This window comes from Anaerobacillus alkalilacustris, assembly GCF_001866005.1.
Classification (GTDB): domain Bacteria; phylum Bacillota; class Bacilli; order Bacillales; family Anaerobacillaceae; genus Anaerobacillus; species Anaerobacillus alkalilacustris.
In genome coordinates this window covers 19048-41380 of the sequence record NZ_MLQR01000027.1, presented here as the reverse complement: position 1 = coordinate 41380, position 22333 = coordinate 19048, and the positions used below count along the sequence as shown (strand labels likewise).

Genomic DNA, 22333 nt, shown 5'->3' with positions numbered 1-22333 from the left:
TATGTCAATGCAAGATACAATTTATCATTGAATGTGAAACATCTTGCATCTATATCGAGACCTGATATAATAAGGGCTGTGAGAGAGGCTGGTCTACATAAAGCAAGTAAAGGGGAGATTACAGCAGAAATGGTAACAGTCAATGCAGGTAAAAAACTAGTAGCAATCTATGTTAGAAAATCAAGGTTAAAGGATGCAGATGCTTTAGAGATAAGTAGACAACTTGAGTTACTAACTGATTATGCAGATAAGAACAATATGGAGTATGAGATATTTTCTGAGGAAGGTAGCTCAGAGGATTGGGATGGCAGACCTGAATTACAGAGGATGATGATGGAGCTCAGGAGAAACATCTATGATGGAGTCCTAGTTACAGACCAAGACAGGTTAACAAGGGACAGGACAGACTTTGGATTATTTGTAAGGTTTATGAAAAATGAGGGCTTAATGCTTTTTACTTTAAACAAAACTTATAACTTTATGAATGATGATGACATCTTTACATCAGGGATACAGTCTGAGATGGATAATCACTTTATGAGGATGACTAAGCGAAAACTCAGGAGGGGAAGGATACAGGCTATTAAAAAGGGAGTTTACTTTGGTATAGCTCCATTTGGATACACAAAAGATGACCAAAAGCATCTCTCGCCTCATCCTGAGGAGTCTAAGGTAGTACAGGATATTTTCAATATGTATGTATATGAGGGAATGAACATGACAGAGATACAAGAGCAGTTAGAGCTGAGAGGAATTAAAAACAGGAAAGGAAAGCTTATTAATGTCAGGGCTCTTTCAATTATTCTAGACAATGTAGCATACAGAGGTACCGTTCATTATGAGTTGACTGGTGAGGATGTAATAACTGTAGAGGAGGCTCATCCTGCATTAGTAGATTCTGATACATTCAAAAAGGCTCAGGTATTGAGGGCTGAGAGAAGGAAAGTCCCTCAGAGTCAGCAGAAAGGGCTTTATACATTATCTAAGCTGGTTGTATGTCCTAAATGTAAGCAAACATTATCCTTTTGTATGAAATATGGTAACAGAGAGGGCAGAGCTAAGTTAGACATGTCCAGTAGACATCTATACTTACTTAACTGCTATGCCTCTAAAGGAGCTAGGGCTAAGGCTGAGATGAAAGGTATAGAAAGATGCTCAAACAATGGCATTAAGATAAGCAGATTACAGGAGGCGATACTAAACAAGCTCAGGGAGCATCTAACAGAGATAGATGCAGAGATAGAGGCTGTTCTTTCAGGCAGTAATGACATCATTAGTAAGGTAGCTCAGAAACAGCAGGAACTTACATTGCAGTATAATCAATTAGATAAACAGAAAAAGAATGTACAAGATGGATTTAAAATGGGCATCTATGAGGCTGAGGAGGCTCAGGCTGAAATTAGAACAATTAAAGAGGCTCAGCTAAGTATTGAGCAGGAGCTTAAAAACCTAGAGGGTGCAGATGCAAAAAGTGAGGTAGAGAAACAGAAAAAGCTTAAAGCTAAGATAGAGCTTTTATTGTCTATGGAGCATACAGTAAATGAGTCTAATGAGACCTCTATGAGAGCTAATAAACTACTGCATGATGTTATTGATAAAGTATGGTACTGGAAACCTAAGAATGATGTAGGTGGAGACAAGCCTTTTGAAATTACAATAGACTACAAATAAGGGGAGCATCATGGGCAGGACTGTAGGATATATGAGAATTAGTACAACTAATGAGGCACAGACTTTCTCTAGACAGGAGGCTCAGCTACTGGAATAAGGAGCAGAGCTTATTTATCAGGAAAGGCTATCAGGAGCAAAGAGGGAAAGACCTGAGCTAAACAGGATGCTAGAGGAGCTACAGGAGGGAGATACAGTCCTCATAGTCAGCCTAGACAGACTGAGCAGGTCTACAAAGGACTTACTAGAGATAGTGGAGATTATCAAGAATAAAGGAGCATCCTTAAAGTCAATCAATGATACATGGTTAGATACTACTGAGGATAATCCTATGAGCGACTTTCTACTAACAGTCATGGGAGGCTTAGCTCAGATGGAGAGAGCTATGATTACTCAGAGAGTTAAAGAGGGAGTCAAGGTGGGTCACTTTTAAGTTACCATATACACTACTGGATATGTAGCTAGAGGAAAAGGTAAGTTAGCTAATCAGAACAATGCTCTAAAGTAGGTAGAGTTGAATGATGCAGGACATTCTTATAAAGAGATTGCTAATATGTTTGATGTACACAGTAGGACTGTAAGCAACTATGTAAGAAAGTACAAGAAAAAGAATAAGGAGGCTGTATAAGATGAGTAAACAGGCAGACTTAAAGGGTGAGGGCAAAAGCAACTCATTTAAGAAAGAGTCTAAGTCAGCTATCACTAAGAGAGACAATGCTAAGAGCAGGTCATTAAAAGCAATCTCTAAGGGATTGTCTAAAGTGAATATGAAATAAGGACAGGTAGGCAGGGAGTAACAGCTCCTTACCTACTCTTTTTTTTATTGTCTGGGGTGATACACTTTTAAGTATTCCTCAATGTCCTTACTTGCCTTTAAACACTGGTCAATTCCTTTTATTGTTCTTTTTTTGTCAGTCATTTGATTGCTTATCTCGAAACTTAAATTAACATAAAGAGCTTGTAAAGTAGTTAAGGGGAAATCATCCATGCTTTCAATAATATCACTGTGTTTATTCCATTTATCCATCTTTAAATTATTATTTTGATTGCTTGCTTTGTAATTAATATACTCCATTTTTTCTACATCCATTATTTTCTTTGTAGCACCTAACTGTATTAGGTTATGGTTAATTTCTTTCTTAACAGAATTTAAAGCAATTCTCTCATCCTTTAATTCCTTTAGTTCCTCTCTCTGTGCTTGTAGCTTAAACTGCTTATTCAGGCTGTACCTTGTATTGAGCCATGTAATTAACCCCCCTATAATTGTACCTATAAGTCCTGACAATAAAGCATAGTAGTCCATTTAATCCTCTCCCACCTAAAAATATTATCAGCTCAATTATAAATGCAATTGGAAAATTATATAAGTCACAGTATCAACTCCCCATCTTAATAAAAAGTAGAGGGCAGATGTAACAGTATAAGGCGCTGATTGTCACAGTATTAAATCTGCTCGAATGGTAGTAGTGAGGTAGGAAATAACAAACAACAGGGAGAGGTACAATATGAATAAGGAGATAACAGATATAGAAAAGCCATATAGTAAGATAGCTGAATTATTAGGGAGACCTCAGCCAAATCCTGAGGATATTCATGTAAATGATAAAGGAGTTATTATAATAGAAGTAGGTAGACCTAATATAAATAAGTTAGTGAGGAAAGCCCTGAGCCTGTAAAGGTTTGGAGGATTTTTTATTATTTGTGTAATAGTATAACAATTTTAAAGTATAAAATAATACAATTAGAAACCTTTGTTTTCAATTTAAAAAAATATATACTACATATGTAAAGAAATGAAAGGGGTAGTTATAATTTGAGCAAATCAATTTACGATCAAAAGGAACAACTTAATTTTTTATATGGAAAAATGGAGCTCTTAATGACAATGTTCGATTCTATGGATCCAGAAGAAACTGGAGTAGAGGAAATCGATCGAATTATTGAAATGTTAGATGAGATAGAGAATAAATGTAAAAAATTTAGAAATGAATTAAAACCAGAATAATGTTATGATTGGATTAATCTTAACGCTAAAAATGAAAAGCTGATGTGCCATTGGGTACACAGTTTTTTAATTTAATTATTACGTAATTACTTTTTAGAAAATATAAAAGGGAGAGGTAACTTTTGATCTTATATTTAATTAGGCATGGTCAGTCTGTTGCGAATGAGAGTGGAGTCTTACAAGGTTGTAAGGAATTTCCACTATCAGGACTTGGACAAAAACAAGCGGAATTATTGGGGGATTTTTTTGCATCAAAAGCTATAGACTTTATATATTCTAGTGATTTAATACGTGCTTTTGATACAGCTCAATCAATTAGTCATCATCATCCTATTGAAGTTAACAAGTGGGATAAAATAAGAGAAGTAGGTTTAGGTCCACTTGAAGGAAAAACGAGGAAAGAACTACATTTACAATTTCCTGAATTAAAGGATATTCCATCTATATTAACAACAGGTATAGAAGGTACAGAAACAGTTGAGGAAATTACAACTCGGTGTAAGTATGTTGTCGAACAACTATTAGTAGGGCATAGACGTGATAAAGTTGTCCTTGTATCCCATGGTGGCTTTATTAGCATTTTCTTAATGTATTTAATGTTTGGCGAGAATTGGAATGATATACATCGTCCGTTTATAATTGGCAATACTGGTGTTTCAAAAATAGAATTTACTGATAGTAACAAACCAATCTTTCATTATATTAATAATGATTCTCACTTAGTAAGTGGGAACGTGCCAAATGAAAGTATTTTATATTAATAGAAAATAAGTGGACAAAAGTTTGAGGTATGTCCACTTATTTTTTTGGTTTTACAAAAAAGGTACCGCTTACGTATCGTTTTGAAAATTTTTTACAAATCATATCTGTTGCGTTATATAATATTTAGTGGTTAGATAAAAAGCTTTAAGGAACCGTTCATTAGTGAAAAATAGTGTAATAAGGCTCACCTAAAACATGAAGGTAGTTAGTTTTCTACTGAAAGGGGAAAAGGAATTGAAAAAATTTAGAGAAAGCATGTACACGCTTATTGTTGAAACATCTACCAATCTACCAAATGATGTAAGACGAGCAATTGTAAAGGCAAAAGAGCAAGAAAATGCAGGGACAACAGCTGCATTAGCTCTCGGGACAATTTCAAAAAACATCAGTATGGCCGATTATAATGTATCTCCAATATGTCAAGATACAGGCATGCCAACTTTTGAAATTAAGGTTCCTGTTGGAGCCAATCAGATTGAGATGAAGAAAGCAATCCTTGATGCCATTGAAAAAGCAACAAAGAATGGGAATCTTCGTCCTAATTCAGTAGATTCGCTTACGGGAGAAAATAGTGGCAATAACTTAGGTCCTGGTACACCAATCATTCATTTTGAACAGTGGGAAAAAGATGAAATCGACGTTCGCCTTATTTTAAAAGGTGGAGGCTGTGAAAATAAAAATATTCAATATAGTTTACCGACTGAAATTGAAGGACTAGGTAGAGCTGGGCGAGACCTAGATGGAATTAGAAAATGTATTCTTCACTCTGTTTATCAAGCTCAAGGGCAAGGCTGTAGTGCAGGCTTTATTGGTGTAGGAATTGGGGGTGATCGAATTTCAAGTTATTCTTTAGCTAAAGAGCAGCTTTTTCGTTCGGTTGATGACGTAAATGTAAACGAAAATCTACGGAAGCTAGAGGAGTACGTGATGGAGCATGCAAATCAATTAGGAATAGGAACTATGGGCTTTGGTGGTGAAGCAACATTACTTGGCTGTAAAATTGGAGCTCTTAATCGATTGCCTGCAAGTTTCTTTGTATCTGTCGCTTATAATTGTTGGGCATTTCGCCGTTTAGGTGTAACGCTAGATTCTACAACTGGTGAAATTAAAGAGTGGCTTTATCAGGATGGAGATAAAATAGACTTCTCACAAGATAAGAGTGAGGTGACTAATCAAGAAAACAAAGGTCGCGAAGTTGTGTTACAAGCTCCGATAACAGAAGAACAAATTCGAGACCTTAAGGTTGGGGACGTGGTCATTCTGAATGGAACGATTCATACAGGGCGCGATGCAATCCATCATCATTTAGTAGAACATGATGCTCCGATTGACTTAAACGGGCAAGTGATCTACCACTGTGGTCCTGTTATGTTAAAGGATGAAAATGGCGAGTGGCACGTAAAAGCGGCTGGGCCGACAACGAGTATACGTGAAGAGCCTTATCAAGGGGATGTTATGAAAAAATTCGGCATTCGTGCTGTAATTGGTAAAGGTGGCATGGGTCCGAAGACATTAAAGGCATTACAAGAACATGGGGGAGTATACTTAAATGCAATTGGTGGTGCAGCTCAATATTACGCTGACTGTATTAAAAAAGTTGAAGGTGTTGATCTTCTCGAGTTCGGCATACCAGAGGCAATGTGGCATTTACGAGTAGAAGGCTTTGCAGCCATTGTAACAATGGATTCGCATGGAAATAGTCTACATGCAGATGTAGATAAAACGTCTTTAGAAAAACTTTCGCAATTTAAGGAAAAAGTATTTAAGTAAAAGTTATGTTGACTCAAAATTAGTGAGTTGCTAATTTTGAGTCCTTTTCCGTTTAGAAAATATAGTTGTTTTAAAAAGCATTAAGAGAATTCCTATAACAACAAGATAAATTTACTTTCAAGAGAATAGGAGATAGACAATGTTTAAAAAGCTGAAGATAAAAGGTAAAATTCTGTTTTTAATTTTAGGTTTATTAATTTTTTCAGTTGGAGCTATAGGTATTGTAGCTATAACTATTCAGGGCAGTACAATTGAGAAAAATTTAACAGACAGTACGAGGGAAATGGCTTCAACACTTGCAGGACGTATTGATGATTATATTTTGAACAATGTGACTTTACTAGAATCTCTTGCACTCCTAGATGATGTGAAAAACTTAAATCCTGAAAATCAAGTAAGTGTTTTAGAAGCGATTTTCCAAAAGAATGAACAATTTGCTCTTTTATTTATAACTAATACGAATGGACAGCAAATTGCTCGCTCAGATGGTTTTGATAACCTGTTAGATATATCTGATCGAGATTATATTCAAGCGGTTTTTCAATCAAAAGAAACTGTAATCAGTGATGTAACAATATCTAGAACAACTGGAAAACCTGCATTTATGATTGCTACACCTATATTTGATGACAGAAATAGCTTTGTAGGTATTATGGGGGCTACCGTTGATCTACAATCTGTTGAAGAAATGCGCAATAACATCGTACTAGGTGAAACAGGCTTTGCCTTTGTCACTGATCGCTCCGGTAATTTGCTTGCCCACCCTAATACTGTATACGTAGAAGAACAAATGGATCTATCATATTTAGATCCTGTGCAAAAGGCTGTTAATGGAGAAACGGGTATTGCAAGTTATGAGTTTGAAGGACAATCGATGTTTTCTGCTTATACATCCGTTCCAACTGTTGGTTGGGGTGTTATTATAAGACAGACATATGAAGAAGCATTTCGTCCAGTGTCTAGTATGATGACGACTTTTGCTCTACTTATGGGTGGGATAGTAGTCATTTCATCAATTGTCGCACTCGTGTTTTCAAATATATTAACAAAACCGTTATTAAAGTTAACAGAAGCATCCAAAGAGCTGGCTAATGGAAATTTAACTTATGAAATAAAGTTAGATAGGCAAGATGAAATTGGTAACCTGGCTAAATCATTTGATGAAATGAAAGATAAACTAAGTAAATTAATTGGACAAGTAGCGACAGCCTCTGACCAACTTTCTAAAACATCTGATCAAGTTCTAGAGTCTTCAAAGCAGGCTAATACAGTTACAAGTCAAATTGCTACCGCTATGAATGAGGTAGCACAGGGAAGTGACGAGCAGGCTGCTAGTATTCAAAATTGTTCAACGTCATTTAATAAGATTGTTCAATCCATAAAGCAAATTGAAGAAAATTATCAAAAGTCTCTTGAGATCGCCATGAATACAGAACAAGCATCAAATGAAGGAATGAAGGTTGTTGGTCATCAAGAACAAATTACGAATGATAGTAGTTTAGCGTTTGCTAATATGGTAGATTCTATCTTTTCGTTAAATCAAAAATCCACTGAAATTGGCGATATTGTCAAAGTTATCGGTGGAATAAGTGAACAAACAAATTTACTCGCTTTAAATGCAGCAATTGAGGCTGCAAGAGCAGGCGAACATGGTAAGGGTTTTGCTGTTGTAGCTGATGAAGTCCGTAAATTAGCCGAAGAATCATCTCGTTCTGCGGAAAAAATTCAAGTACTTGTTCATGATATTTTAAGTGCTACGAATAATACTGTTAAAGAAGCTGAAGAAACGAGAAATATTATCACAGAGCAAGCTGAAAGTGTAACGAAAACAACAGCAGCCTTTACTGATATCTCTAAAATGATTCGTGCGATTACTGAAGAGTTTATGGAAATCGCAAAATCAATGCAAAGTGTGAAGGGTGAAAGTGAAAATAGTGCTCAAGAAATTGAAAGCATTTCGGCAATTTCTGAGGAAACAGCGGCAGGTACCGAAGAGGTTGCTGCCTCGACACAAGAGCAAACTCATGCTATTGAACAAATCAACAAATCGATTGAAGAATTAACGAAGCTTTCCCAAGAATTAAATGAGTCTATTTCTACTTTTAAGCTTTAGATCAAAAATTATAACTAATAAAATGTATTTAGAGAACCTTGGTTAAGTTTAATGGGTTCAGCTTTGGGAGAGAAAATAACAAATAGCAATATTGCTTTATATTAACTCTATCGGACAAAAGAAAACAGGATATAAACGCACAGATGTTATCTGTGCGTTTTGTGTGCTAATTACAAAGTTAACATGTATGGAATTTGAATGCGAAATTCTCCGTTATTTTGTGAATTCACTTTTCCCCTCTCAAAACTGAATCTGTTAGGTTAAACTAAGGTTCTTTTTGCTAAAAAAAATTATAAAGTAACGTAAGGCGCTAGTAATAATTCGATTTTAAAAATTGGATATTTTTTTTCAGAATGAAAAAACTAAAGGAAAATAAAGAGGAGAGGTGAATATCATGAGGAAAATTGTCTTTTTCTTAGTGATTTGTTTCGTTTCTTTGATTTTCCCCCAAAGTAACGCTGAAGCATATAGTAACAAAGAATACAACTGGAGTTATAATCCCAAGCCAGATAACCAGCCGGTGACAACTGAGGCCATTTATGAAGAATTGCTAAATAAATACGGTGGTTTTTATATTGGAGATACCGATAAAAAGGAAGTATACATAACGTTTGATAATGGTTATGAAAATGGCTATACCCCACAAATTCTAGATGTTTTAAAGGAAAAAGATGTACCGGCAGCTTTTTTTGTAACAGGTCATTATTTATTAGATCAGCCAGGGCTAATTAAGCGAATGGTTGATGAGGGGCATATTGTTGGTAATCACTCTTGGCATCACCCAAGTCTAGTGGCGGTTGATGATGCAAGGTTAACAAGGGAATTAGAAAAAGTAAAAGCCGAATACAAAGAGATTACTGGTCGTAATGATATGATTTATTTACGTCCGCCACGTGGTGTTTTCAGCGAAAGAACGTTAGCCTTATCTGAAAAACAAGGTTATATTAATGTATTTTGGTCACTGGCTTATAGAGATTGGGTGGTAGAAGATCAAAAAGGTTGGAAACATGCTTATGATCAAATTATGAAGCGTGTTCACCCGGGGGCTGTCATGCTTATTCACTCCATATCTAGTGATAACGCCGAAGCACTAGATGAAGTCATTGATGAATTATGTAGGCAAGGGTATGAATTTAAAAGCTTAGATGATTACATGCTTAACAAGAAATTACGAGAAATATAAGATATTTATGGTTTCTTAAACCTAAAAGAGGCTCTTTTCGTAAGGGAAACAAACCTTAGTAAGAGCCTCTTTCGTATTAATTAGAATAGCAAATTTGACCAATGGCTTCAGCAATTGTTTCTAAAGTAGTAACATCTGTTACATCAAACGCAATTGCTTGTTTACTACGAACAACAATTAAGCCGATTTGCTGTTCCATTGAATTTGTAATCGGGAATTTTAATTCTCCATTATACTCCCAACCTAAATCATCAGCGTCATCAGATGACTCAACTAATTGTAGGTTTTGATCTTCTGTAATAAGATAAATACCTACCCAATCTATATATGGAACTTCTTGAACAAGGCTATTTACTGTTTTTTCAAAAACAGATTGTGTGCTATTCTTTTTATATACTTCTGCCATAATTTGTATTGATGCTACGTCAGTTGAAATCGACAAAATAATCTCTCCCTTAATCATTTTACTTCCCTCATTGTAACAAAGATTATTCAAACTGTGAGATAGTAAGTTTAGGAAGTTTATTGTTATAATAAGGATTCATCCTTATCATTTTGAAGAGGTGTGAAAATATGGATGTGAAAATTACAGGACCATACAACTACCTACATGTAATCGAACGTTTAAGCTATGATACTATTCGTGTTATTGATAAAGAAAAGAACGGTGTTAAGGTGCCTATTAATGTTTATGGAAAAGATGTTGTTGCTAGTGTTGCATTTTCAGGACCTATTGAAAACCCTAACTGTCATATTCAGTTACCATCAGGATATGAAGAGGAAGGGATTCGTAAAATCATAACTATTTTCCAATTAGAAGAGTCACTACAAGAAATAGCCAATCATTTTTTACATACCGATTTAGCAGTACTTTTTCAAGACAATCGAGGTCTACCTTTACTATGTGAATTTGATCTCTATTATTGTGTGATGAAAACGATTATTCATCAACAATTAAATTTGAGTTTTGCTCATACATTAACTGAACGTTTTGTGAAAAGCTTTGGGAAAGAACAGGACGGTGTATGGTTTCCGCCAACTCCAGAAACAGTTAGTAATCTAGATTATGAAGATTTAAGGAAATTGCAATTTAGCCAACGTAAAGCAGAATACGTCATTGATACATCGAAGCTTATTGCAAGTGGCGAACTAAATTTAGATGAGTTAAAGTTATTAAAGGATGAAGAAGCCATTGAACAACTGGTAAGAATAAGAGGGATCGGTTATTGGACCGCAGAAAATATATTGCTTTTTGGGATGGCTCGTAAAAATCTATTTCCTGTTAAAGATATTGGTATTCAAAATGCGGCGAAAAATTTATTCGAATTAGAGAAGAAGCCGACGGTTGAAGAGTTATTAACGATGAGTGAACAATGGTCCCCGTACAAAAGCTATGCATCCCTTTATTTGTGGGAAAGCTTAGGAAATCAAAAAGCACGGAGTTGAAATGATGAAAAATCAGAAAGTACAAATAAAAAAAGGTCAAGAATTTCCATTAACAATAAAAAGGCTCGGTATTAACGGGGAAGGTGTCGGCTACTTTAAACGGCAAGTGGTCTTTGTGCCAGGAGCATTGCCAAACGAGGAAGTCGTCGTGACCGTGACAGACGTGAAGGAGAAATTTTCAGAAGCAAAAATTAAAAAAATTCGCAAACCATCTAAGGAGCGAATTAAACCACCTTGCCCGATTTATGAAAAATGTGGGGGGTGCCAACTCCAACATCTAGATTACAAGGCGCAACTAAGAGAAAAACAAGATATTGTTAGACAAGCCTTTGAACGTCATGCGAAGCTACAAGGTGATCATCTTCCATTGAGAGAAACGATTGGAATGGAAGATCCTTGGAATTATCGAAATAAAAGCCAGCTTCAAGTAGGAAAAAAGAAAGAAGAAGTCATTGCAGGATTATACGGAATAAATTCCCATCAGTTAATCGATATTTCCGAATGTATGGTACAACATCCTGCGACGAACAAAGTAACGCAAACAGTAAAAGGTATTCTGCAAGCCTTAAATATTCCGATTTATGAAGAGCGAAAACGAAAAGGTATTGTTCGTACAATTGTTACGAGAGTTGGATTTAGTACAGGGGATGTTCAACTTGTTTTAATAACTGCAACGAAAGATTTACCACGTAAACAACTTGTGATCGAAGAAATTAAACGTCGATTACCAGAAGTGAAATCTGTCTTACAAAACATTAATGGGAGAAAAACGTCACTTATTTTTGGTGAAGAAACTGTTCATCTACATGGTGAAGAAGTTATCCAAGAAGCATTAGGTGATTTAAACTTTGAACTATCAGCGAGGGCTTTCTTCCAACTAAATCCGATCCAAACAGTAAAGTTATATGATGAGGTAAAGAAAGCAGCAGAGTTAACTGGAAAAGAAAAAATCGTCGATGCCTATTGCGGTGTAGGAACAATCGGACTATGGCTCGCCCCTCATGCAAAAGAATTACGAGGAATGGATGTAATCCCAGAATCCATTGAGGATGCAAGACGTAATGCGGAAAAACAAGGCTTTACACACGCGCATTATGAAGTTGGAAAAGCAGAAGAAATTCTTCCAAAGTGGTTAAAACAAGGTTGGCGTCCTGATGTGTTTGTTGTCGACCCACCACGAACAGGATGCGATCGCAAGCTCCTTGAAGCAATGATCAAAGTAAAACCAAAACGAATTGTTTACGTTTCTTGTAATCCATCTACGTTAGCTAAAGATGTCGATCAATTACTAAAGGCAGGGTTTAAGTTAGAATACCTGCAGCCAGTTGATATGTTTCCGCATACAGCGCATGTTGAGTGTGTCGTCTTGATGTCAAGAGTGGATAAATAGAATAACTGAATAAGCCTATAAAATAAGGGTTTCCTTACAATGAGCTTTTCCCTCGGCTGTTTTGCTGGGGGTACTCATAATAGGGGAACCCTTTCTTTTTATTGTTTGTGGTAACCTATCAATCGACGCGAAGGTGACAGAGTTGAGTTGACAGATTAGATAACACCTGTTTTTAGAGGGGTTGAGTTGATAGGATAGATGAATAAGCTTGAAAGTGCTCTTACGCGTAAAAGTAAGACCTCCGGGGTCAAAGTCAATATTAATAGTTTTGCGTTTAAGTTTTAGAGACCTTGGTAGGATATCCCCTCCCTTTTATTGTAAGTCATATGATATGATATATGGAAAGTAGAATTTTTTTTGGAGGAAGATATATGACTAATCAAATATATAATCAATTTGTAAGTTTCATCTGGGGTATAGCAGACGATTGCCTTCGTGATGTTTATGTAAGGGGAAAGTATAGAGATGTCATTTTACCGATGACAGTTATTCGCAGACTTGATGCAGTTTTAGAACCTACTAAAGAAGCAGTATTAGATATGAAGAAAAAATTAGATGAAGCCGAAATTGTTAATCAAACTGATGCATTATGTAACGTAGCTGGTCAAGCATTTTGTAATTCATCACCATTTACATTAAAAGACCTTAAATCTAGGGCAAAACAACAACAATTAAAAGCTGATTTTATCGCATATTTAGATGGATTTTCACCAAATGTACAAGAAATACTAGAAAAATTTAAATTTAGAAATCAAATAGAAACAATGGTTGAGTCCGACATTTTAGGAGCTGTCATTGAGAAGTTTGTAAGTCCAAAGATTAATTTAGGTCCGAAACCTGTATTAGATGGGAATGGAGATGTTAATTTACCGGGTCTTGATAATCACACGATGGGCGTAATTTTTGAAGAGCTAATCCGTAAATTCAATGAAGAAAATAACGAGGAAGCTGGAGAGCACTTTACACCGCGTGATGTAGTTGAACTAATGGCTGATATTACTTTCTTACCAATAGCTGACAAAATTAAAGATGCACCGTATCTAGTATATGATGGAGCATGTGGAACAGGTGGTATGTTAACAATAGCTGATGAAAGGTTACATCAATTGGCCAAGGAACACGAAAAAAGTATTACAACTTATTTATATGGACAAGAGATTAACCCAGAAACGTATGCAATAACCAAGGCTGACTTACTTATTAAAGGTGAGGCTGTACAAAATGATAGTGTAGCTTACGGTTCTACTTTATCCAATGATGGATTCCCGACAACAAATTTTGATTTCATGTTATCGAATCCACCGTATGGTAAGAGCTGGAAGACTGATATGGAACGTCTTGGAGGTAAGGGTGACATCAAAGACCCTCGCTTTATTGTAAACCATGCAGGTGAACCCGATTTTCAAATGATTCCACGCTCCAGTGATGGACAGTTACTATTTTTAGCAAACAAAATAAGTAAGATGAAACATGATACAGAAATGGGTAGCCGTATTGTTGAGGTTCATAACGGGTCTTCACTATTTACCGGTGACGCTGGTCAAGGAGAAAGTAATCTTAGACGTTATATCATTGAAAATGATTGGCTTGAGGCAATTATTGCTCTACCAGAAAATATGTTTTACAACACAGGGATAGCAACTTTTATTTGGATTGTAACAAATAGAAAAGAACCACGTCGTAAAGGTAAAGTGCAGCTTATCGATGCAACAAGTATCAAGAGTCCATTAAGAAAGAATTTAGGGAATAAAAACTGCGAGCTTACCCCTGAATTAAGAAAAGAGATTTCGGATTTGTTAGTTAACTTTGATGAGACAGAGCAGTCGAAAGTATTCCCAAATGAAGAGTTTGGTTATCACAAAATTACAGTAGAGAGACCACTTCGTTTGCGAGTTAATTTAACGAAAGAAAATCTTCAAAGCTTTTCTACACAATGCGAGCAGCAAAAGGAACCACAAGTTCTTACAATCATTGAAAAAGTAGCTGAGCATTTTAATTACGCAATCTTAAAAAATTACAATGACTTTGTAGCTCAAGTTACTACAGTTGCAAAAGAGTTAGGAATCAAATTACCTGCAAAGAAAATGAATTTTATCAAATCCAACCTAACACAAGTAGATGAATCAGCAGAAAAAGTAATAAAAAAACTACACAAACCAGCCAAAATAGAACCGAACGCATTAAATGGAATATTTGAAACTGAAATTAATGGTAAACAACACCTTGTAGAGTATGAACCTGATACGAACCTACGTGATACAGAACAGATTCCATTGCTTCATGTTGGGGGTATCGAAAAATTCTTCCAAGACGAAGTATTATCTTTCGCACCGGATGCATGGATAGACCAAGCAAAGACACAGATTGGTTACGAACTCAGTTTCACAAAGTATTTCTACAAACCAATTCAACTTAGAACACTAGATGAAATTGCAGCTGATATTAAGGCATTAGAAGCTGAAACTGAAGGCTTACTTTACGAAATCATAGGTGGGAAGTAACATGACACTTAAACCTTATGAACAATACAAAGAAGTTAATTTGCCATGGTTGGATAAAGTCCCTGTACATTGGGATTTAGTAAGAAATAAGAATGTTATGACCTTAAAGAAGGATATTGTGGGGGACCAACATAATAATTATACTTTATTATCTTTAACATTAAGAGGCATAATTGCAAGAGACATGGAAAATTTTAAAGGGAAGTTCCCAAAAGATTTTTCAACCTATCAGGCAGTTGAAAAGGGTGATATGGTTTTTTGTTTGTTTGACATAGACGAAACACCTCGTACGGTTGGATTATCTCCCTTAAATGGAATGATAACAAGTGCTTATACCGTTTTTAAAATTAAAAATGTAAACAAAAAGTACTTATATTATTACTACCTTTTTTTGGATAATAATAAATTGCTTAAGCCGTTATATACTGGTCTCAGGAAAGTAATATCTACAGACACTTTTCTGAGAACAAAAATAGCTTTACCGACAAGAATGGAGCAGGACCAAATAGTTAAATACCTTGACTTTCAACTTACCAAAATAGATAGGTTTATCAAAACGAAGAAGAAGCTAATATCTGTTCTAAAAGAGCAAAAACAAGCAGTAACTAACGAAGCGGTAACAAAAGGGTTAAATCCGAAGGTACAGATGAAACCTTCGGGTGTAGAATGGCTAGGGGAGATTCCAGATAATTGGGAAACGGTAAGATGTAAATATTTATTTCGTGAAATTGATACACGTTCCACCACTGGGTTAGAGACACACTTATCAATGAGTCAAAAACATGGTTTAATTCCAAATGAGCAGTTAAATGAACGGAGATTATTATCTGAAAATTATATAGGTGGAAAAGTATGTAAGAAAGATGATTTAGTTTTAAATAGACTAAAAGCACATTTAGGTGTTTTTGCTTTAGCACCACAAACTGGGGTTATAAGCCCGGATTACACAGTTCTAAGGCCAAATGAAAGAATTTACCCAATTTACGCAGAAATAGTTCTTAAAAGTTTAAAATGCCGTAGAGAATTAAGAATTCGTGTTAGAGGTATTGTAGAGGGATTTTGGCGTTTGTACACTGACGATTTTTATAACATTATACTACCTTTACCTAAATATGAAGAACAGCTATTAATTGTTGACTATATAAATCAGATGTCACAGTCTATTAATTCAACAATAGCAAGAATTGAAAAAGAAATAGAACTAATCACTGAATACCGTACACGTCTAATCTCAGACATAGTTACAGGCCAAGTCGACGTCCGCAACATTGAAATTAATGAAGCTCAACTTAATGAGATAGAAATGCAGGATAATGAAGAAGAGTTAGAAGAGGAAATCCTAGAAAGTGAGGAGTGTGAAGTGTAATGCAAAGTAACACTAAAGAGTCAGGATTAGAAACGCTAATTGTTGAACATCTCGTTAATTATAATGGGTATGAACTTGGAAACAACCAAGATTACAACAAAGATTATGCAATTGATGAAACTCGTTTATTTCGCTTCTTACAAGACACTCAACCAGACAAGTTAGAAAAATTAGGAGTTTTCAAAAGTGATATGGGTAAGGTTAAATTCCTTAATCGCTTACAAGGAGAAATCACTAAAAATGGAGTTATTGAGGTTTTAAGAAATGGAGTAAAAATCTATCCTGTCACTTTAGATTTATATTACCTAACACCTTCACTTGAGAATGCGACAGCAGTAGACTTATACAATAAAAATATATTTAGTGTAACGAGACAGTTAATGTATTCAAATGACAATACAAGATTAGCTCTTGATTTTGCTGTTTTTATTAATGGGCTTCCTATAATTACTTGTGAATTAAAGAATAGATTAACTAAGCAAAATGTTGAAGACGCTGTTCAACAATATAAAAATGATCGAAGTCCACGAGAACTTTTGTTCAATTTTGGTAGATGCATGGTACATTTCGCGGTAGATGATAATGAGGTCAAAATGTGCACCGAATTAAAGGAAAAATCCTCGTGGTTCCTACCTTTTAATAAGGGGTACAACGATGGTGCAGGTAATCCGCCAAACCCAAATGGTATTAAAACTGATTTTCTGTGGAAGCAGATTCTAGTTAAAGAAGAGCTATCTAACATTATTGAAAACTATGCACAAATAGTAGAAGAAAAAGATGAGGAAACAAAGAAGGTAACGAGAAAACAGGTTTTTCCTCGTTACCACCAGTTATCTGGAGTAAAGTCTCTTTTAGCGGATATACAGATAAAAGGCCCTGGGCAAAAGTATCTTATTCAACATAGTGCGGGTAGTGGGAAATCAAATTCCATTGCTTGGTTGGCACATCAGTTAGTTTCACTTCAAAAAGACGGTAAAGATATTTTTGATACGGTTATTGTAGTAACTGACCGTATTAACCTTGATAAACAAATAAAAAATACGATTAAAGGTTTTATGCAAGTATCGAACACAGTTGGTCATGCTGCTAGTTCAGGGGATTTGAAGAAATTAATTCAGGATGGAAAAAAAATCATTATTACAATCGTTCACAAGTTCCCATATATATTAGATGATATTGGTAATCAGCATAGAAAAAATAACTTCGCAATTATCATAGATGAAGCACATTCAAGTCAAAGTGGAAATATGTCAGCTAAGATGAATATGGCTTTATCAGAAAACTATGAGGATAACGAAGAGGAAACAATAGAGGATAAGATTATAAAGATTTTAGAAGGCAGAAAAATGTTAACCAATGCGAGTTACTTTGCCTTTACAGCTACACCGAAAAATAAAACGCTAGAAATGTTTGGTGTACCACATGAAGTAGATGGTCAAGTAAAACATAGACCATTTCATGTATACACCATGAAACAAGCTACTCAAGAAGGTTTCATCATGGATGTATTAAAAGAATACACTCCAATTAATAGCTATTATAAGATTGCTAAAATAGTTGAAGATGATCCGATGTTTGATAAAAAGAAGGCGCAAAAGAAGCTACGTAAGTATGTAGAATCGAATGAGAAAGCGATAAGTTTAAAGGCTGAAATTATGGTGGACCATTTTCATGACCACGTTATTGCAAAACGTAAAGTTGGTGGCAAGGCACGTGCTATGGTCGTGACTAGTAGCATCGAAAGGGCCATTCAATATTATTACTCAATCACTGAATACTTACAAAAGAGAAAAAGTCCATATAAAGCAATTGTAGCATTCTCTGGTGAAAAAGAGTTTGGCGGTAAGAAGTTGACGGAAAGTATAATCAATGATTTTCCGAGTAATGAGATAGAGAAAAAATTAAAGAAAGACCCTTATAGAATCCTGGTCGTTGCAAATAAATTCCAAACAGGATATGATGAACCGCTCTTACACACAATGTATGTTGATAAAGTATTAACTGATATTAAGGCAGTTCAGACATTATCAAGGTTAAATAGGGCTCATCCGGACAAAACTGACGTGTTTGTTCTAGATTTTGCTAATGACACGGATACTATTAAAGATGCTTTTTCAAAGTATTATCGGACAACTATTCTCTCAGATGAAACAGATCCTGATAAATTAAATGATTTAGAAAGCGATATCTGGAGATATCAAGTTTTTACAGAGCAAAATGTCGACTCAATCGTGGAGTTATTTTTAAACGGAGCTGAAAGAGATAAACTTGATCCAATATTAGATGTTTGTTCGCAATACTATATAGATAATTTAGATGAAGATGAGCAAATAGACTTCAAGAGTAAAGCTAAGGCTTTTACTAGGACATATGGGTTTTTAGCAGCGATTTTACCTTACGGAAATGCTGATTGGGAGAAACTTTCTATCTTTTTAAATTTATTAATACCGAAACTTCCAGCACCGAAAGAAGAAGATTTATCAAAGGGCATATTAGAAGCAATTGACTTAGATAGTTACCGGGCAGAAGCTCAAGCAAAAATGTCCATTGTACTTGAAGATACAGAAGATTATGAGATTGCCCCAGTACCAACATCGGCTGGTGGTGGTAGATCTGATGTAGAGTTGGATTTACTTAGTAATATTTTATCAAGTTTTCATGACTTATTCGGAAATATAAATTGGAATGATGAAGAACAAGTAAAAAAACAAATTGCTGTAATTCCAGAGGCTGTTTCAAAGGATAAAGACTATTTAAATGCTATGAAAAACTCGGATAAACAAAATGCTAGAATTGAGAGTGAAAAAGCATTAAACCGTGCAGTTATCAATATGATGACAGATAATATGGAAATATTTAAGCAATATAACGATAATGATTCATTTAAAAAATGGTTATCAGATATGGTATTTACTCTAACTTATAATACTGATGGGATACCTTTTACTGATAAACCACCAGAAATTTAATTATTATCGAAATAGGAGTGAGCTTATTGGCAGAACTAAAGTTTGAGATCACTGAACACATTGCAATCCTATCAGAATCACCAAAAGGATGGACAAAAGAACTGAACCTTATTAGTTGGAATGGCCGTGAACCAAAGTATGATATTCGTGATTGGGCTCCGAACCATGAGAAAATGGGTAAGGGTGTAACGATTTCAAAAGAAGAGTTGGAGAAATTAAAAGAGGTACTAGCAAGTTTATAAAAACTATAGATGCCACTATAGAACTGAAGGAGTGATTACCTTCAGTTTTTTCTTTAACAGCATTATGATTCTAAAAGGATAATCTCCCTCATTTTACATATGCTAACAATTAATTTATTAATAAGTCGCTACCGGTATCGTAAATCTGCGAAGAGTATATGGAGCAAGATAAAGATGAAAAGAAGAAATTCAAATGGAATTTCTTTGGAGAGGATTAAATAGAGGGATAATTACTTATTATAGAGTACCTTGGTCAACAGTTCAAAGCTGCTGACCAGGGTACTTTTTAATCAATAAACAATTCAGGTATGTTGTATTGAACATTTGCCACTTCTTTACGAACGCTAACACTGCCACACTCGACGAGTGAACGGCGAAGCTTTATTTCACCATCTGAATTTACAACGACATACTCTTCTTTATGCTGCCTAATATAGGTTGATGTTTCTCTAGAAAATCCATTCCTTTGAAGTATGATCGAGAGCGGATTAGTTGTGCCGTACTCAACATACTCATACCAATCGTTAGGGAATGATTCCAAACCATGATGACGTTTATATTCTGATGAAAATCTCAAGAAATAATTGGAAATACTGAAAAGAACAATATTCTCGATTACTTGTAGGGTATCGGAAATCACGATATTACGATGCTCAAGTGAATCATTATAAGTAACCGGCTTGAAATCTATCATAACACCTGACTTACGGTTTTTTCGTTTGAAATCAAGAGACTGTTCCATAATAAAACTTAAACCAGTTCCTTTTATCCATTGGGAGAGGATGACAGCATACCATCTTAGTTTGCCATGAGTACCATCTTTACTGACAAATCCAAGTGTTGAGGATTCATAGACTTCCCATTTAAAGATTTTACTAAGTTTTTCAAGGAAAATTAGTAAATCGTTATAGTCGATATTTCCTTTTTCATCAAGTTCAGGGTAATTTAATCCGTTGGCAATGGCAACAGTTAAGTTTGCTATCTGATCTACTGAAACATTGATGTCATCGTCTGGTATTTCATCTTTACTTCTAAATGCTTCAATAATTTTTGTCTCAGTAACCCTATCTAATAGCTTAGAAAACTCTTGCCAGACAGGGCTCTTATTTCCTTTGGTGATATCCCTTAAAAGAATAATTGCAAATTTACGCATCAGTGCAAAGTTATCATCTGACTGATTTTTGGGATGTTTAAGTAATTCTATATTACCTTTCAAAAGACAGTTTACAATCAGCTTTTTTTGATTCTTTGATAACTCTGTCACAAGAGACAATTTTTGCTCAGGTACATCTTCCTTTAATAACTTAATAAAATCTTCTGTTTTAACATTATCTTCAAGCCGAACAAGAAATACATTGCCATAGAGGTTGTACTCTATTCTTCCAACACGGCCGATTAGATTTTTGAAATCAACCGGGGACATTTTTGCTCTACCATTTTTATAGTGGGTGATAAATAAGTTATCAGCTGGAAGGTTAACACCCTCAACCAAAGTACTAGTACAGAACATTGTCTTTATAAGGCCTTCCTTGAAAAGTTCTTCGATGCGCATACGAATTGATGAAGGCAAGTAACCTATGTGATAAGCAATGCCTTTAGTAATCAAGTCTGCTAGGTAGTAATCACCGTGAACTTCATTTTTGATATCTCTTGATAAAGTGAGAAGTTCTTTGTTATCTTTTGTTTCTTTATCTACAGCAAATTCTCGTGCTAACTCAACGGCCTTAAAAGTTGAATTACAATATATAATATTTTGTGCTTCTGATCCAATTCGTGATAATAACCGGTAAAACGTAGCGGATTCTTTCATGTTAGCGACATTAGTGAAGGTTTCGCTATATGTGTTATATAGCTGAATTTGTCTATTTGGAAAATCGATAAAGTATTTTAATTGAGTTACCGGTGTAAAGGTAGTAGTTAATTTTTGTTTAACTTCATTAGTTGTATCGGATATCAGTTTAAGATAAATTTCCGGGTTTGGTATGTTGGGCGAAGCAAAGATCATACGTGTCTTTTTTTGACGTTGGTTAAGCATATCCACCACTTTATAATAAAATGCACTACGACTGCCCTTGGTTGAGATTTTATGAGCTTCATCAATGAATAGATAGTCAATATCTATGTTTGGATTGCTTATAAGTAGATACAATAATCTCTCAGGTGTAAGAATCATTATGAAGTTATGTTTTTGTTTTAGAGACAGTGCACTAGCAGAAGTGACAAGTCTATAATTATATTCAGCAAGAAGCTCTTTTAAATCATTTATCACATTGCTTGTGACCTCGTTAATCAGTGCTTTAGTAGGAACAAGCAGCGCAAAATTAACTCTAGTCCCGTCCATAATCTGTTTCTTAATAAACATACGCATTACAAAGGACTTTCCCATTGAGGTAGGTCCTGAATAACTGAAATATGGTTCATCTAGTCTGTCATATACAAGTTTTTGAGAACGGAAAAATTGGTTCTCAGGAGCTGCTGGAATGCGCATAATGTCTTTACTAAACTCTGCATAAAACCTATCAAGCAGGGTTTTACTTTGATGTTCAGGAGTTACCATTGCCATACCACGAAAATTTCCTGCGCTTAAAAGCACTGATCCTAAATAAAATTTAACCGCTGGATTTTCCGGTTCTATGGTGTTTAAGAGTGCAACGATCTCTTGAGCTATTATTTTATGTTTATCTGCGTTTTGAGGATCTGATGACTTTGATAGGATATCGGCAAATCTCAGAGCGTCCTCTATATCCACGGATCTCTTTTTATCATTCCTGACTCCAAACAACTTAATTGAATAGTTATATAGAATATTGTCATACAACTCGTTCAAGTAGGGATCCTTATGAAGGTCTGTAAAAATAGCGCTACCTAGATTAACCTTATTATTATCGTGGTTCGAATCATTATTATTATGGTTCAAA

At 35.2% G+C, this 22333-nt stretch carries 19 protein-coding genes; 16 read left to right on the top strand and 3 right to left on the bottom strand.

Annotation, left to right across the window (positions count from 1 at the left end):
* The first annotated feature begins 129 nt into the window (after nt 1-129).
* From BKP37_RS09720 to BKP37_RS20090, 4 genes are all read left to right on the top strand, one after another.
* Nucleotides 130-1671, top strand: a complete 1542-nt coding sequence (locus tag BKP37_RS09720; RefSeq protein ID WP_071309535.1) for a recombinase family protein — start codon at nt 130-132, stop codon at nt 1669-1671.
* Between the two features lie 109 nt (nt 1672-1780).
* A complete protein-coding gene (locus tag BKP37_RS20485) occupies nt 1781-2101 on the top strand; it encodes a recombinase family protein (protein WP_281243040.1) in 321 nt (106 codons plus the stop codon).
* Nucleotides 2102-2182: 81 nt separating this feature from the next.
* Complete coding sequence (locus BKP37_RS21015) at nt 2183-2296, top strand: helix-turn-helix domain-containing protein (protein WP_084034636.1); 114 nt, start codon at nt 2183-2185, stop codon at nt 2294-2296.
* Between the two features lies 1 nt (nt 2297).
* Nucleotides 2298-2444, top strand: a complete 147-nt coding sequence (locus BKP37_RS20090; protein ID WP_169823124.1) for a hypothetical protein — start codon at nt 2298-2300, stop codon at nt 2442-2444.
* A gap of 44 nt (nt 2445-2488) precedes the next feature.
* Here BKP37_RS20090 and BKP37_RS09710 read toward each other — a convergent pair whose 3' ends face one another.
* A complete protein-coding gene (locus BKP37_RS09710) occupies nt 2489-2971 on the bottom strand; it encodes a Z-ring associated ZapG family protein (protein WP_071309416.1) in 483 nt (160 codons plus the stop codon).
* Nucleotides 2972-3173: 202 nt separating this feature from the next.
* On the opposite strand from BKP37_RS09710, the gene BKP37_RS20085 reads away from it, so the two are divergent.
* The 6 genes from BKP37_RS20085 to pdaA all read left to right on the top strand — a co-directional run bounded on the left by BKP37_RS20085 (nt 3174) and on the right by pdaA (nt 9501).
* A complete protein-coding gene (locus BKP37_RS20085; RefSeq protein ID WP_169823123.1) occupies nt 3174-3344 on the top strand; it encodes a hypothetical protein in 171 nt (56 codons plus the stop codon).
* A gap of 137 nt (nt 3345-3481) precedes the next feature.
* Nucleotides 3482-3673 (top strand): SE1561 family protein, encoded by a 192-nt coding sequence (locus BKP37_RS09705; RefSeq protein ID WP_071309415.1) that lies wholly within the window; start codon nt 3482-3484, stop codon nt 3671-3673.
* 122 nt (nt 3674-3795) lie between these two features.
* Nucleotides 3796-4434, top strand: coding sequence for a histidine phosphatase family protein (locus tag BKP37_RS09700; protein ID WP_071309414.1), 639 nt, complete (start codon nt 3796-3798; stop codon nt 4432-4434).
* Nucleotides 4435-4690: 256 nt separating this feature from the next.
* Nucleotides 4691-6205, top strand: a complete 1515-nt coding sequence (locus BKP37_RS09695; RefSeq protein ID WP_425424984.1) for a fumarate hydratase — start codon at nt 4691-4693, stop codon at nt 6203-6205.
* Nucleotides 6206-6344: 139 nt separating this feature from the next.
* Nucleotides 6345-8318, top strand: coding sequence for a methyl-accepting chemotaxis protein (locus BKP37_RS09690; protein WP_071309412.1), 1974 nt, complete (start codon nt 6345-6347; stop codon nt 8316-8318).
* Nucleotides 8319-8712: 394 nt separating this feature from the next.
* On the top strand, nt 8713-9501 hold the full coding sequence (pdaA, locus tag BKP37_RS09685) for a delta-lactam-biosynthetic de-N-acetylase (RefSeq protein ID WP_071309411.1): 789 nt from the start codon (nt 8713-8715) through the stop codon (nt 9499-9501).
* A 76-nt stretch (nt 9502-9577) separates the two neighbouring features.
* Here pdaA and BKP37_RS09680 read toward each other — a convergent pair whose 3' ends face one another.
* Nucleotides 9578-9964 carry a GAF domain-containing protein gene (locus BKP37_RS09680; RefSeq protein ID WP_342707779.1) on the bottom strand — a complete coding sequence of 129 codons (387 nt, stop codon included), beginning with the start codon at nt 9962-9964 and terminating at the stop codon, nt 9578-9580.
* 110 nt (nt 9965-10074) lie between these two features.
* Here BKP37_RS09680 and BKP37_RS09675 point away from each other — a divergent pair, with 110 nt between their 5' ends.
* The 6 genes from BKP37_RS09675 to BKP37_RS09650 all read left to right on the top strand — a co-directional run bounded on the left by BKP37_RS09675 (nt 10075) and on the right by BKP37_RS09650 (nt 19415).
* Entirely contained in the window at nt 10075-10947 is an 873-nt protein-coding gene (locus BKP37_RS09675) for a DNA-3-methyladenine glycosylase family protein (RefSeq protein WP_071309410.1), read from the top strand.
* Nucleotide 10948: 1 nt separating this feature from the next.
* Nucleotides 10949-12337 (top strand): 23S rRNA (uracil(1939)-C(5))-methyltransferase RlmD, encoded by a 1389-nt coding sequence (gene rlmD / locus BKP37_RS09670; RefSeq protein ID WP_139193103.1) that lies wholly within the window; start codon nt 10949-10951, stop codon nt 12335-12337.
* A 371-nt stretch (nt 12338-12708) separates the two neighbouring features.
* Nucleotides 12709-14838, top strand: coding sequence for a type I restriction-modification system subunit M (locus BKP37_RS09665; RefSeq protein WP_071309409.1), 2130 nt, complete (start codon nt 12709-12711; stop codon nt 14836-14838).
* A 1-nt stretch (nt 14839) separates the two neighbouring features.
* Nucleotides 14840-16204: a restriction endonuclease subunit S gene (locus BKP37_RS09660; protein ID WP_071309408.1), complete on the top strand. Its 1365-nt coding sequence runs from the start codon at nt 14840-14842 to the stop codon at nt 16202-16204.
* Nucleotides 16204-19173, top strand: a complete 2970-nt coding sequence (locus BKP37_RS09655; protein ID WP_071309407.1) for a type I restriction endonuclease subunit R — start codon at nt 16204-16206, stop codon at nt 19171-19173. The genes BKP37_RS09660 and BKP37_RS09655 overlap by 1 nt, the downstream gene beginning before the upstream one ends.
* A gap of 26 nt (nt 19174-19199) precedes the next feature.
* Nucleotides 19200-19415 (top strand): YdbC family protein, encoded by a 216-nt coding sequence (locus BKP37_RS09650; protein ID WP_071309406.1) that lies wholly within the window; start codon nt 19200-19202, stop codon nt 19413-19415.
* Nucleotides 19416-19701: 286 nt separating this feature from the next.
* Here BKP37_RS09650 and BKP37_RS09645 read toward each other — a convergent pair whose 3' ends face one another.
* Nucleotides 19702-22332, bottom strand: a complete 2631-nt coding sequence (locus BKP37_RS09645; protein WP_071309405.1) for a DEAD/DEAH box helicase — start codon at nt 22330-22332, stop codon at nt 19702-19704.
* Nucleotide 22333 lies beyond the last annotated feature (1 nt).